This is a genomic window from Candidatus Anstonellales archaeon, from assembly GCA_038869735.1.
Lineage (GTDB): Archaea > Micrarchaeota > Micrarchaeia > Anstonellales > CG1-02-47-40 > JAWCQO01.
The window spans coordinates 24,180-38,730 of record JAWCQO010000005.1; the positions used below are offsets into that span (position 1 = coordinate 24,180).

The 14,551-nt window shown below is 43.0% G+C and carries 7 protein-coding genes; all 7 read right to left on the bottom strand.

Annotated elements, in window-relative coordinates; translation table 11 throughout:
- Positions 1 to 43: 43 nt before the first annotated feature.
- From QXF67_02810 to QXF67_02840, 7 genes are read right to left on the bottom strand one after another with little or no spacing between them, the layout of a single operon-like run.
- A complete protein-coding gene (locus QXF67_02810; GenBank protein ID MEM3060439.1) occupies positions 44 to 4,339 on the bottom strand; it encodes a hypothetical protein in 4,296 nt (1,431 codons plus the stop codon).
- Positions 4,340 to 4,343: 4 nt separating this feature from the next.
- Complete coding sequence (locus QXF67_02815; protein ID MEM3060440.1) at positions 4,344 to 5,384, bottom strand: hypothetical protein; 1,041 nt, start codon at positions 5,382 to 5,384, stop codon at positions 4,344 to 4,346.
- Complete coding sequence (locus QXF67_02820) at positions 5,385 to 6,395, bottom strand: hypothetical protein (GenBank protein ID MEM3060441.1); 1,011 nt, start codon at positions 6,393 to 6,395, stop codon at positions 5,385 to 5,387. It abuts the gene before it with no gap.
- On the bottom strand, positions 6,392 to 7,660 hold the full coding sequence (locus tag QXF67_02825) for a hypothetical protein (GenBank protein MEM3060442.1): 1,269 nt from the start codon (positions 7,658 to 7,660) through the stop codon (positions 6,392 to 6,394). The genes QXF67_02820 and QXF67_02825 overlap by 4 nt, the downstream gene beginning before the upstream one ends.
- 11 nt (positions 7,661 to 7,671) lie before the next feature.
- Complete coding sequence (locus QXF67_02830; GenBank protein MEM3060443.1) at positions 7,672 to 9,972, bottom strand: hypothetical protein; 2,301 nt, start codon at positions 9,970 to 9,972, stop codon at positions 7,672 to 7,674.
- Positions 9,973 to 12,477, bottom strand: coding sequence for a hypothetical protein (locus QXF67_02835; protein MEM3060444.1), 2,505 nt, complete (start codon positions 12,475 to 12,477; stop codon positions 9,973 to 9,975). It abuts the gene before it with no gap.
- Positions 12,478 to 14,514, bottom strand: a complete 2,037-nt coding sequence (locus QXF67_02840; GenBank protein MEM3060445.1) for a hypothetical protein — start codon at positions 14,512 to 14,514, stop codon at positions 12,478 to 12,480.
- Between the last annotated feature and the right edge of the window lie 37 nt (positions 14,515 to 14,551).

Genomic DNA, 14,551 nt, shown 5'->3' on the forward strand with positions numbered 1-14,551 from the left:
GGATATAGGCTTCCTTGCGCTATCTGCCTCTAATCTTTGCTATCTAAGTTTCCTCCTCGCATTTTAGCTGTTGATTTGACACAACGTTTGCAAAGACGCATGACTTGGAGATGTCAAGTCCGGGTTTACATGCTGGAACGTCTCTTCCTCTGTTTCCATATATGATTGGGGTTACGTCTCTCCCTGCTACTTCCATTTTTGCATAGGTATGGTATACCTTTTCGTCAGGCTGAATCTGCCCGTCGAGATTGCTGTCCTCTTCGCTTGCTATGCAACACCTCATGGATGGAGGAAGTGACGCAAGATACTCAATGTACAGGAAGGATTCGTCTTGTTCTGTTTCTGGGTTGTTATAAGACATATTCTGAATGGAGGGTGGTTCTTTTACCGTGCCGTCAGTATAAGTACACTTAACAAAATCTTGAGATTCGTCCCCATCGTAAGACGGATTTGTACAGAGTCTCTCGCTGCATACCTCTCTTCTTGCGCATAGAAGTGGGCATTTATAGCCGTAAGGCCAGTCATCTCCTGCTGGAATATCACACATAGAGCCATCTGCACAAATATTTGAAACGCCGGCTGTCTGCTCTGACTTTGTTCTTCTTTCACATGTGCACTTCTGGCTATCTGCAACCAATCTAACATAAGTCGTTTTTGTTGATAAGTCAACGGTGAGCCTTGAGGCGTTTTGAATCACGCAAAATGGCTGCTCCTCTGGAGAGAGAGTCTCATTAAAACCATAAGGTTGGAGTTCATTTCTTGGCTCATGGATTCCTATAATTCCACTGGAGGATAAGTTTGACGAGAGTTTTATTAGCTCCTGAATCAGTCGCGCCCTGTCTATATCTTGCCAGCTGTCACACTGAGGAGCCTCTGTTGCCCTTTCTCCAAAGTATATGAGGGATGGTAAGTTGAAATCCATAAGAAGCTTTCTTGAAGCGTTTGTCAAGTTTGTTGCCATCAGGAGCGCTTGCTCTTCCGGGGACAGCGCGCAGAACGACGGATTTCCTCCTGAATAATAAGCCATTTCGGGAATATAGGGCATTATGATTATCAGGTCAAGCTCTTTTAAAAATTCAGTGTCTATCGTACCTGGCGAGGGCGTGTGCACTACTCTTTTGTAAGTTATCCCGTTAATTGTTTGTACGTTTCCGTCTGCCTGCTCATTTAGGAGCAAGGCATAAGAAATTGCATTAACGTCTTGCATTGGAATAGCCTCGCCATCTAAAGTCGGTGAAACGCCTCTAAGGGCAGGAATTATGACTGCAGTTAGGGCGTGAGGAAACTTGCGTTTGTAGTATATGACTTTGTTTTTTATGTCTTCTATCTTAGAGGTGTTTCGCAGAAGGTACTGTTGTCCGTTGTTGTTTAGAATTGTAACCTCTGAGAGGTTAATAGTGTGAAGAGCAAGTATTGTTGTTCCTTGGTCCTTTAGGTATTTTGCAAGATTTGCTGGAAGAAATGTGTCGAATTTGTTTTGTGGTGAGAGTCTACAGGAGTAATAGGAGTAACATTCTGAAGGATTGTGTTGCTCGCACCACCCGTTTGATGCACAGGCACTACCGGTCCATTCACATGATGGAGAATCTTCGCATCGAAGCATGGTTTTGTCTTCGCAGTCGCCTATACAGGAAAAAGAAGTTACATTTGCTAAATACGGAAGCGTGTTTGGAACAACAAGAATTGGAAGAGTGGAGGCTTTTTGATATTTTTGTATTTTTACATGGAGGTAGTTTGGGTCTGGCAAAAACGAGGGACCTTGGGCAGTCATTGTTGGATGGGGTGATTGGTTGGGTTGTTCGTCTTGGACATACACTGTCACACCCTTTGCGTCTGTGTCGTTGTATGACTTAAAGGGAGAGGGAGGCGCACAGTCATAACAATATCCATTGGAAGCTGTGCATTCCCCATAGCTCTCGCTTTGAGTAAGGCAAACTGGAGTGTTTTGCTCGGTAGGCGAAATTTGTTGCACTGCACTGGTAGAAAGTGAGCAGGGCTCGCACCCTCCCCAAGAGTAGATGAGAAGTTGGCCTTCGCGCTCTGGGTCGGAAAGACAGTCTCCAAAAAGGATTTTTCCAGCATCTTGGCCTTCTCCTTGGTGTGGAGTGATAAGCACAAGGGTTTGGGTTCTTGTTGGTTCCCAGAAAAGTTCATGGGGCCACCAATCTAAACTGCCTCCCTCATGATCAAAGAATTTAAGCTCGAAAATAGTGAATGTGCCGTATCTTATGTGAAAATCAGTTCCAAGCCTCATGTTGCAGGCGCTAAGAAGTGGTATTCTTTGTTTTATTTCTTGTTCTGTGTAGTGGGAGTTGTACAGGACAGTATAGGCACGAGAAGTTTCATTAGAAGTCGTTGTTTTGGACATGTCTATCTCTAGCGGGCCTTCGAGTCTGTTGTTCTCGTACCAGTATCTGCAATTATAATGGTTATCGCCTATCTGACCAACTCCTTGTTGATTTTCACCACTGCCTACTGAAATTGAGTGACAGATATACAGCGTATCAGACCACCTATCATTAGGGAATAGAGTTCTTTCATCTGGAATTGGTGGAATTGCTCTTTCAGGCTGTCCTTCGTATGGGCAGAAGTCTTGATTTCCAAGGCCTTGATAACCTCGGGAGTCTCCGTCTCTAGAAAATGAATAAGTATTGCCGTCAATTGTAGCAGTACAGCGAAAGGTTTGGGAACTGCCGCTGTTAGAAAAGTTGCCTCCTGTGCAAACATAACATGCTGAACCGACCGATGTATCTCGCGGATGAATAGTAGCTCTCATAGGAAGTTTTTCGTTAGCAGAAAGAGCGTTTACCTTGCACTTTGTCTTTCCAAAGCTATCGATGTAGCAGCCGCAGTCAACGGGCGTTCCGTCTTTAAGAATGCATTTGTTGGTTGGGAGTATATTCTTGTTGCAGATGCCAGAGTAGCACTCCCCGTTTGATTGGCAAAGCGCACTTGCGCCCGGAATTATGTTTAGGATTTTTGAGTTGCGATTATCACACAGTTCTGGCCCTACCTGCTCTTCGTTGTCAAGCCTGTTGTTGGAATTTTCATCCAAGTAGCAAACGCAGCCTGGTTCTGGGCAGTAGCCGTTTGCTATTTCAAATTCGTATTGTTCTTTTATTTTGGAGATATAATAATCGGTGTCTATTTTTTTTGTAGTCTCTGTTGCGTAAAGCGTGCCATTGGGCCTTGAAATATTTAATTTTTCTTCTGTTGTTACATATTGACTTCTTGCTAAGAATGGTAGATATACTCTCTCATCAGCCTGTCCTGTTGGGAGAGAGCATGAACGCTGTGGGTAGCAATTATCCATGCACGCTCCTTTGCTTGAGTACTGCTTTCCTGTGCTGGCACAAGTCCACTTTATTCTCTTTACTATGGATATGTTAAACTCCTTTGTCCAGTGGCACTCGCCGCCGTCGCCGTATTTATAGTCCTCGCATGGTGTTCCCCTTAGAAGCTCATCTATGTTTGAATAACAGTTTGCTGTTATAAGTACACCCGAAGGAGAATTTACGGGGTGGGCTTCGCCCCATTTAGTTGTATACCCGATAAGGTAGCCTTTGAGTGGCCCTGATGCAAACTGCCGCTCAACGTAATTTAGATATCTGTCTTTTTGGTATTTGTTATAATCACTAAAGCCGCAGAAGACATCTGAGATGGGAGTATAAAGGCGCGCCTCTTCGAATGTTGAGAAATTGTTTGCGACTCCAAAGCGGAATGTGTTTATGAACGCTGTCGGAGACGACTTAAATTCCCTATTTGTCTCTTTGTTGAGTGGCTTGAAAGAACAGAAAGTTCCAAACAGCCCCTCCGGAACATCTGTAAAATCAAAAGAAGAAGTAGAGAAGGCGGTTGGGTTTAGGTCTTGTGGTTGGGGTAGTGCTCGGTCTCGTGCATTAAGGTAGTCAGACAAACTCATAGATATGCGTGGGTTATAGGAGGTCCTGCCGCAAATCATTGCCGCGCAGTCTGGCGCTATACAGGGGTCAGATGGAATTTGGCCGCAAACGGGGATTTTGCTGTCTACACCATTGACACAGCCTGGTGGACACCATTGAGGATTTCCATTTGCATCTGCTGGACAGATAGAAGGGTCGCAGTAATATGTGCAGTTTAGCCTTTCATTTTCGGGACCTAAATCTGATATGCTTGGGCATTCAAGCCTCTGGCTTCCATTGAGGCTTAGAACATCTCTACATTGAAAGCTTGAGGTGTAGTTACCTGAAGCGCAACAAGAAGTGTATGCGGTTTGAGCAACGCATCCGACAAGAAAAAGGAGAGGGGATATCACTAAAATGAACGAGCCGATTGATGCCGAAACTGAAATCTTTTTCATGTACTCATATCACCTTTGATATAGCTGAAGTAAGTTCTCCTAATTCCCCTCCAAGGAGTGGTGTTATTATGCGCACAAAAATAAGAGTTAGAGCAAAAGCAATAAATGGATAGTACATTATACCGATGGTAAGGGTTGCAAGCTCTGATGAGAAGAGTTCAAATGTACTTCTGCTTATGTCAACGTTCTGGGTTATTGTTGAAAGTGTAACTGATGCGCCAGAAAAACCGGCATAGCATGCATTGAACACCTCTGTTTTTGGAGTGACGTCTATATCGCCGGATCCGTGAGCATATGCTGGATCCATAACGACATAGAATGCAGGGAGTATAAAATAAAAGCCCATCGCAACGGCTATAAGAAGGCCTCCGGCCCCTCTTGTAAATTGAAATATTCGAAGGAGGATGCCAAGAGGAAGAAAAACTGACAGCATATTCTTCTCTATATAATCGAGGAAGATGTATTGCGCGTGTAGATGGATAAGGAGTGGAGTTATTTTTGAGCCAAGAAGATGGGCGCGCTCAACATCTCCACGCAAGAACCAGTCACCGCAGTAAACCTGAATGCCTACAAAGCTCAAACAAAATGCAGCTTGCTTTTCGGTTTCTTTGTTTTGTTCAAAAATTCTCTGATACATTTTGTCAAGAAAGTTTATTTTTTCCTGTATTCTGCACTTTGCAAAGGATATTGGGTTTCCGATTATAAGTCCGTTTTGGTCGATTGAAAATGTTATCGGCTGTCCTCCACACTCTATTGCGGTATCTTGGCCTATTATTATTGCAATGGTGATAAATGCGGCTAGGTTGACAAGATTTATAAGCATGACTATGAGGATTGATGATGCAGATGCCTGAAGCATCTCTGAAATGGCCCAGCGCTTTATATTTTCAAGAGATAATGACCTTCCAATGACGTATACTATTGTAAAGAAGAAAATGCATAGTGCTACTGCTGAAAGCGCAACGGCATTCCACCCAAGGCCTTCCCAGACGGAGATGAGGCCTGTGGTTGAGCCATAAGATTGGAGGATGTATGCGGGCTCCATTCATATCAACCTCGATAATCTTCCTGCATCAACCTCTTGTCCTAACAATCCTGAAACCTGCGATATAGCCGCAACAACAACAATAAGATTGATGGAAGTTATAAAGACTGAACCAAAGAATATTAGAGTTGCATTTTTTATAAGGAAGATAACGTCTGTACCTTCTTGGATTGTAGAGGAGTAAATCGCTGGAAAGAAAAGGCCCTCCAACATCAAGAGGAACGGAAAGAAGATGTAAAGCGCGACTCCAAGGCCTATCAGGGAACCTCCAAACATGCGCATAAATGGTATGCTGCGAAGTATGATACCCCAAACAAGGCAGAAGATGAGAAAGGAGTTAGTATAATCGGTGCCTACAAGAAGAATGTTATAGACGCCTATCTGCGCAAGGATGGTAGCAAGGGATATTAGAGACGAGTTCATAAACAAAGTGAGAACTGCGTTGTGTGCCTGCACTCCGGATTCTGGATTTAAAGAAACTCCAGAACCCCCAAGGATGCAGAGGGTTTTGCAGTTCCATAGTGTGAGAGTCAATTTCCTTTCATTTAGGCCTATAATTTCGCGTAGATTATAAAACGTAGAATAGGAGATTGTTTGCATATAGACTAAAAACTTTTTTGCTGCAGTGTAGACGTTGTCTGACTCCTGAAAATCTACATTGGCTTGAGATTCAATAGGTATCTGCGGAAGGTTGGTGAGCGTTACTGCGCTTCCTACCTCAATAGAGCAGAAGAGCGTCAAAATTTGGAGTATTAGTGCAATTATAATGGCAGTGCTGATAAGTTGCATAACTTCATCTTTTGACCAGGCCACTAGCCGAGGATAGCTGAGAAACTCTCCAGCAGCATATGTTATTGCTATCAGTCCTGCAAGTGCCGCAAATCCCGCGGTTGCGTAAGAGATTGCAGGCGAAAATAGATTTTGTGGCTGCTCACATATCGCTTGTTGGGAAAATGCAAACCCTCCGAGGGCAAGAACAAAAAATAATAGTGTGTTGTTTGTTCTTATCATTGCGACAACCTCACAAGGGTCGATATGTCTATTTGAGAGCCAAACATTGCTGCAAGCCACTGGATAAACAGAAGCGTTATTGTTAGGTTCAGCGCAGTCGCAAATATGGAGCGCAGATATACTTGAAAGATGAGTGGTTCAAAGTTGTAAATGCTTTTGTTATCGCCTATTTCTGTTTGGCCGATTAATGGTTCGATGAATTTTTCGCGTGTGCTTGCGTAGGAAAAATCAAATGGGTCGCATGTTTGAGTGCGAATCGTATTTGCAAGATTAGAATTTTGGTTGCTTCTGTAAGCTTGCAAGTACTCATTAGAGTCTAAAATTTCTCCAAAAAGAATTTTTTCTGAAAAAAGGAAAGTAAGCGGCAGGACAAGGTATAGCCCAGCTGCAAATGCTATTAACGTTCCACCTACTTTTCGCGTGAAGTTGAAAGTGCGAAGGAAGATTCCTATAGGAAGCAGGATAGAGAAAGCATAATTCTTTGCAAAGCTCATGATAAGGAAAATTGCCTGAAAATCTGTAACAGCAAGAGACAATGATGTTGTCGCATGGGTGATGGAAGGGCGCATTGCATTTATGGCGGAACATGTGATTATTGAATACCCAACACCTAATATTGAGCAATAGCCGGATTTTGAGCCTTCTTGTCCCGATTTCTTTGAAATTTCAAGATAGTTTGAGAGTAGGTCTTCGTAATTGCTCTTTACATCTTCAAGGGTTGCAAACGCGTAGTCATAAAATGTCCCCTCTACTTCTGCCCCACCAGCTAAAGACTTAAATGCTGGGAGGAGAGAGGCGTCTAGATAATAAGCCATGCTAGTAAGAGAAGCTAGAATCAGTGCTGTAAAGATAAGTTGGGTCAGCTCATCTTTAGTATAGGTTTTTAGTTCAGTTATATTGAAGACGGAGCTACCCATATAAAGTAGCGATATTAATGAAGCGGAGATAAGAAAAGCTATGAGTACTAGAGGAAGCCATTGTGACTGGCAACGGCAGTTAGAGCATGAGGCAGTTAAAGGACATCCGCCTCTTAGTTCTACTGCAGAAACTTCGCACTCCTCGCCTTGGTCAAGAACTCCGTTTCCACAGATTGGAAGCTGAACGTTGACGTTTTCTGCAATACATTCGCCGTTTTGGCAGATATAACCTTCTTGACATGGAGGGGAGCAGAGTGCAGCGTTTCCTCCTTCTCCAGCGGAGAAAAGAACAGCTGAGGCTAGGATAATGAAAAAGAGCTCAAGTATCAACGCCTTTTGTTGCTTCATTTTGCTCCACATCACAAAAATCTTGATATTCCCGGAAGTTCTATATCTCCTCCGAATGTTTGGGAAAAAACTCTAATGAATGCTATCAAGACAACTATATTAAAGAGTGGAAGAACGTAAGCAGGAATTGCAAGCACACCTACATTTTTTGTGTCACTCATGGTTGTTTTTGCTCCTGTCTGGCTGGATATAAAGCCTGCAGGGGTAAAATCGCGTGAAGCGGCGGTTGGGAGATTGCAAACTTCTGCACAATTTGTCCGTATTGGGGGTATTGTGGTGCAGTCATCATCACATTTGAGGCACGAAGTGCAAAGTGATGGCGGTGAGTCTGTTGTGAAATTGCTTTTGCATTCCTTGTTGCAATATGGTTCAAGGCAACTTGCGGGACAGTTTATGTCTCCAGCGTCTGCAACTCTGCACCTTTTTGGGCATGCAGAACATGTTCCGTCGGGTTGTGGTTGTATTGAGCCGTAGTTTTGACGAGTTGGAAAGTTTGCACAGTTTTGAGAGGGAGAGGGGATCTGAATTCCACAATAAGCTCGACAGGCAACACAGGAAGGGTTGGTCCTACAATGTAATTGGAAGTAGTTGTCAGCGTCCTCATTGTCTTGGATGTTGGCGATGCGGCATTCGCGCTGGCAGCTTCCGCAAAGGGTAAGGCAGTCAAGTAGTTTTGGGTCTGGAATCCCTATCCTGCAGTTTGGTTCGTTTTCGCTTCTTCCCATTGGGCAATGTTCTTCTGTACATTCCTCGCATGCTTTCCAGACAGATTCTCCGTTTTCCTGCACTGGAAAGTCTGATGGCTTTGGAATTCTCCAATAGCCATCGACGGGGTCGTTTGGGTCATCATCTGACTTATCATCCGGATAAAGTGGATTGAAGTAATAAACACGACAAAAGTCTGGGCATAGTGTGCACTTGCCTTGGCATTCTGGCGACATATAACTGACTGAATTTATTATTGCACATCCAGATATATAGCAGCCATCTTGAGAATCTTCTATTCTATTTGCTCTGGAGCAAGTATTTTCACCAAATAACTGTTTGATTTCCTCCGGGGGGTCGGGTTTTTCGTCATCAGAAAAACATGTTGTCCTCTCGCGATAAGGGACATATGCTTGGTTGTCTGAATTCAGCTTACTTTTTCCTCCAACCTTACACTCGTCCGGGCAAGTGGAGCAAACGGCCCGTACATCAACGTCCTTAACTATTTGACCTGCGTGTTCAGAGTCTTCTGCTATGAGATCTGATTTGGTGCAAGAAGGATTTTGGATAGGATAGGGAATTTCTCTACATATGGAGGGACATGAGAGGATTACGGTTTGGCCAGTTATAGTCTCACCTTCTTGATTTACAACCATTTGATTTGTCAGTTGTCTCTTGCAACTTCCAAGCTCTTCGCAAGTGTTTATTTTCGGTGGGTTGAAAGTGCATTCTCCAGGACAATAATCTGGAGGTGGGGAGACCATCTGGTCTCCAAACACTGCAACTTTTAGAGTAAACCAAGAAAAGACGTAGAGCATTGGCCAGACTAAAAGCAGGGATATTCCGATTGCAAGTAAAAGCCCTCCTAATCTGCGCGAAAAGAAAAATGTGCGGAGGATAACTCCATAAAAAATGAGCACAGATGAAAGAGATGCTGACTGCGGGTTATTTGTTGAAGCCAGATTGGATAGAAAGCTTTTTTGGGTGGCAAGCGAAGAGTATATCCCTGAGAGAACATCGAAGTTGTATGAATATCTTTCTGTGTACATGGAATAGCCGGCATTTTTTCCTGAATAATAAGCGGCCCAGAGTGTGTAGTACGTGTTGGTAGACACTCCTTCTCGCTCAGAGGATTTTTTTGCATTTTCAAACGCATCTATGAGATTTGATTTTAGCGTTGAGTTTGTAATTGAAAGAAGCGAATCTAAGTAGCACAAACCAAGCGAGATTACATACGGCTGATTCTGGATGGGTTGGCAGGCAAATTGGCCTGCTGTTATTGATAGTAGAAACGAAGAAAGGAACGAGAAAATAGCGATAAGAGAGATTATTATCAGAGCTGAAGCAAAGACTTGTGAGAGTTCTGTATTTGCCCAGACTTTTATTTCTGGGATGTTTAGCCCTATCCCAACAATATATGCAATAGAAACGATGGATAAGGAGATGGCCAGCGCGATTATTGATGCCGATTGCCAATTTCCATTTCCAAGAAATTGATTATATGTAAGATCTATGGGGGATAGCTGTAGGAGTGGCTGTGGGTACGAGAAAGTAGAGAATAGCAAAAGAACGAGGAGGATCTGCGTCTTTTTTAATTTTGTATTCATTTACATCCCTATTTCAGAAACCTTACGGATTGCGGATGCAAACCCATGCACTGAGGTTATTATTATAATTATCGCGAGATTCGGAAGAAAAACGGCTTGTGGGAGAAGCAAGGCGAGCGTTTTAAAGGAAACGTGTGGGTCTGCAGCAATATAAAATGAATCAAGAACTTGGCTTGTTAGAGGATATGTGTTTGCGAAGAGGGTATAGATTGCTGGAAATATTAAGTAAAGTGAAAAGCAGAGTGCCATAAGATAGTTTCCTGCGGTCCTGGTTGGTGGAAGGACTCTTAGAAAAATTGCAAAGGATAGGAAGAGTACTATTATTGGTTGGTTTTCTTGAGGGGTGGAAATGAAAAGAAGCCTAAATAGTTCTAACTGGAGTTTTATGCTGACTATCATTGGTATGAGCAGGTCTATCATCACTTCCTGGGATTGTGAATACGCTCTCCTGATTGCGTCTTTTGATTCTCCTTTGCCACCTTTAAATGGAATGCCAACAAAGAGATAGTTTGTTGCTTTGAGTTGATTAGTAAGACTACCTTCAGTTAGACGTTGAACTTCTGCCGTTCCGATTCTTTGAAGAGAGTCAAGGTATTTTGTTGAGTAAACGTACATCGTTGTACCTTCCGGGACATTTAAAAATGAGCCTATGACGGCGTTTGAGTTTTCAAGAAAGTTTGTTGCTAGAATCAAAACGGCAAAAATAGCTGACCAACCAAGATGCACTGCTTCGTCTCTTAGCAATATGTCAAGATGTACATTGCCTCCGAAATATTTTGAGTACATAAATGCAAGGGCTATGAGCAGGACGATTAAAAAAAATGCAGAGTGCACCAGTGCAGCGATGTTGCCTGAGCTAGGGCAGTCCTGTTGACAATAGACAGGTTCTGCTCCTTCACATCTGCCGTTTCCACATTCAAATGATGTTTGGATGCACCTGCAAGAATAGGGGTCGCAACTAAACTTTTCACTACAGTTGTTTTCTATTCCAGGATCGCACTCTTCGCCTTGGTCAAGAACTCCGTTTCCACAAAGCATTTGAGGAGGCTGTTTAGTTATTAAAACCTCCTTGCTTTCTTGCGCTGAGATTATGCTATCTGAATAGATAATCGACGCTTTAAACACCAGTGTTTTTCCTTCTGAGCAGGACTCATAGAGTGGGCATACTATTGACCTTGTTAGTTGTTGGTCTGCCTGTACTTGTGTAGAGCCACTTAACAGCACTTCGGATGAAGATTCTGAACGGATTACCCACTCCCACTCAAGACTTTGGGGGCTAACACCTTCTGGAGACGGAATGGTGATCCGTAATGATGGTGATTGTGACTCTGTGGCGGGGTTTGGCGTAATGTCAGAAAGAATTGGAGGGGGATGTTCTGGCACTAATTCATCTATAGTAGCTTCGTCAAATGTTTCATTGGAGGTGTAGCGTTCTCCTTGGCCATAAGAAAGAGTTGCATAAAACCTAAGAGTTGAACGATCAGGGCAACCGTTATCCAGATTGAAGCAGTAGTAGGTTTGATATGAGTAATTTGTTGTTCCTCTTCTGTAGGCCTGTGTTCCTTGATGAATGGTTACACTCATTCCGTCCGGTTGCGTTAATTCGAAGCGCCAGTTTATAGTGTTGGGCTCAATGATGTTTTCAGGTATTGTGACGATTCCGTTAAAAACGTCTCGGGGATTCGCACGTTTTGGTTTAATTGAAACTGATGGTGGGAGGATAGGTTCATAGTATGCATCGTCAGATTGAGAGTAATCAGTGCAAGCATAAACAGAGCATGCCCTTACACGAACATGAACGTTTCTTGGTGATGAGGCTGAGCACCCTGGATAGTCTGAGCATCTAAAAGACATTGCTGATTGGCCCTCCATCCATGGAGTTTCAAAGTCTGGTCCGTCTCCAAGATAGGCAACCCACTTAAATTGATAGATAAAGTTACTTGCGTCTCCCTGTCCGGCAGTGACAAGTTGACATGAGGAGCGGCCGGATATTTGGTTGCAATAATTTCTATTTGCGACAGTGGCTGAATCTATTCCTGAAGTGTATCCTCTGCATCGAATGTTCCACGGAGGTCCACTTTCGCCTTCAAGCCCTTCATCTGGGACACAAGAGTTTGAGTTTACATCCCAGTGACAACCGGCGGGTTGCTCTTGAAGAAAATAAGGAGCGTTATAATCGCTATATTGGGCACTCAAAGAATTACAATTATTTTGGTTTAGGATACTGCATCTTGCTTGTGAATTTTGAGCTCCCTGAGCAAGCTGGCATAATCTGCTGGCAAAATAACTCCCTGCTCGGCAGCCTCCGCTCCAGTCATTGCTTATGCTAACTGTTGTTGAATACGAAGGAATTGAAATTAGTGTGAGCTCTGGTTTTTCTGGAATGCCGGACACAACATTACCGCCTGCACCCTCGTCATCATCACCGATTATGCAATTTTGTGACATAAGAAATTGAGCAGCAAATACTAGAAAGAGCAGGATGAAACTATAGGGGCTTTTCATTTATATCAACCTATAAAGACCAATTATTCTGGTATCGCCTCCAAGAACTTCTGATGTGCCTTTGGTCATTACGACCGTTATAAAAACTGTTAAGAGGATGGATATTAGCGCATTTGTGTAAAAGCCAGATATTAGATGTAGAACTGATTCAAGAGGGGAGTAATAGTCTGAAATGAGCTCTGATTGAGATATTGCTGCATAGTTATAGAGTGCTGGCCCAAATGGAAGCGGGAATCCCTGCACAATTGCAAGGTAAGTTAGCTTTACTATGTTCGCACATGAAAAGAAGCCGCCTGCAGTGGCAGGATTTGACAGAAGAATACTACATATGAGCCACTCATAGAAGTCTTCTCCGGGTAAAACGAACAGCGCAAATGTAGATGAACACACTAAACTTTGTGCTGGTGGACTACCGGGATCAAAATCAGTTGCATTTTTTATTGAGTTTAGGTCTAAGTTTGTTTGTGTATAGGCCCATGAGGCAAAAACGATACTGGCAGGAAACCAAAGATATGCTCCAATACACACAGCAATAAGGGTAGTACCTACCCTTCTTGTTAATGGAAATGTTCTTAGGGCAAACGCAGCTGGTAGAAGAAGTGTTGGGATTGTTGATGAGAAAAAGTAAAGAAGCATTTTTTGTATTGAAAAGGCATATATTATTTTTGATAAATTATCCAAAGCTTGGAGGATGCTTGAGGTTAGGATAGATAGTCCAGCTGATGGAGAACGGGATATAAATTTATTTGAGTAAAACGGAATAAGTGGAGTGCTTAATGAATAAGAAAAACTTGAAATCTTTGAAATGTAAAAGTTTACTTCAGCCAGATAGTTTATTGAATTTCTCGAATTCTGGATAAAGTAATCAATGTGAGAAATCGCAGCTGAAGTCATATCTGGAGAACCCGTAATCGCACTTGCAAATGTCTCTATTCCAGCTATAGCAATAATGGTGGCAATTATTAATGCTGCACTTGCAAAAACCTCTCTAAATTCTGATTTTGACCAAACGTGGAGTTGGATTGAGTTGGTAAATTCTGCAAGCATATAGGCAATGGCTGAAATTACGACGGCTGCAAAAAGACCTATTAGGATTATTGGTGAAATAGCGATTTGGACTGCATTGCCAAATAGGCGCGGGGCTGAAACGCACTGGCAACTTTCACAAATAAAGGCGTCTGCACATTGGTTGGTGTATTCACACTGTTCGTTTTCTTCGTCAATTATTCCGTTTCCACAATAAGGTGGGTTTGCTCTAGCCACTTCATTTACTGACACACAAGAACAGGAGAAGCATCTCTGACCGACTTGGCAGTCTGCATCTGAATCGCACTCTTCGCCTTGGTCAAGAACTCCGTTTCCACAGCTGGATGTGAAAGTATAGGGATTGAAATCTCTAATTGATTCACATGTGCAATTTTGAGAGCATGTGTAGCCTGGAGCACAATTGTTTGTGTTTATGTCGCATTCCTCTCCAGCATCTAAAAATCCATCACCGCACTGTGGTCCAAAAGCTATCTGTTCGGCTGTTGGGCTGCATTGGTTATTTAGGCAGGAATATCCTGCTTTACAATCAGCATTTGTTAGGCATGATGTTTTGCATGTGCAAGATTGCGAGCAGACGTATGCGCCACAGTTGAGGTTTTGTTCTTTGTCGCATTCCTCTCCAGCATCTAAAAATCCATCACCGCATACTGGAAGGGAAGATACGCACTGGCAACTTAGAGGATCGCAGAGTTGTCCGCTTTTGCAGATTATTTTAGAATCAGCCGGGTCACACTGTTCCCGTCCCGTAATTTTTCCGTCGCCGCATACTGAGTTATCCTGTACGCACTGGCATCCGGGGTTACAGTAAAAGCCGAATGGGCAATCGCTGTGAATTTCGCATTGCTCTTGTGGTTGCTCGACTATTCCGTTTCCGCATATGTGAGCAGGGGGGCTACTTTGAGCAAAGAAAACTCCGCTTGAAAGGAGAAGAGTGAAAAATAGTATGGCGAATATGGAGCGCTTGTCAAAAATCACAAAGCCAAGCATCATAAACACTAGACATAATTAATTTAAATTGATTTCTAAG

Coding starts and splice junctions, on each gene's coding strand:
- QXF67_02835 (MEM3060444.1), bottom strand. CDS start 12,477: ATGAAAAGCCCCTATAGTTTCATCCTGCTCTTTCTAGTATTTGCTGCT.
- QXF67_02825 (MEM3060442.1), bottom strand. CDS start 7,660: ATGAAGCAACAAAAGGCGTTGATACTTGAGCTCTTTTTCATTATCCTA.
- QXF67_02840 (MEM3060445.1), bottom strand. CDS start 14,514: ATGATGCTTGGCTTTGTGATTTTTGACAAGCGCTCCATATTCGCCATA.
- QXF67_02815 (MEM3060440.1), bottom strand. CDS start 5,384: ATGGAGCCCGCATACATCCTCCAATCTTATGGCTCAACCACAGGCCTC.
- QXF67_02830 (MEM3060443.1), bottom strand. CDS start 9,972: ATGAATACAAAATTAAAAAAGACGCAGATCCTCCTCGTTCTTTTGCTA.
- QXF67_02820 (MEM3060441.1), bottom strand. CDS start 6,395: ATGATAAGAACAAACAACACACTATTATTTTTTGTTCTTGCCCTCGGA.
- QXF67_02810 (MEM3060439.1), bottom strand. CDS start 4,339: ATGAAAAAGATTTCAGTTTCGGCATCAATCGGCTCGTTCATTTTAGTG.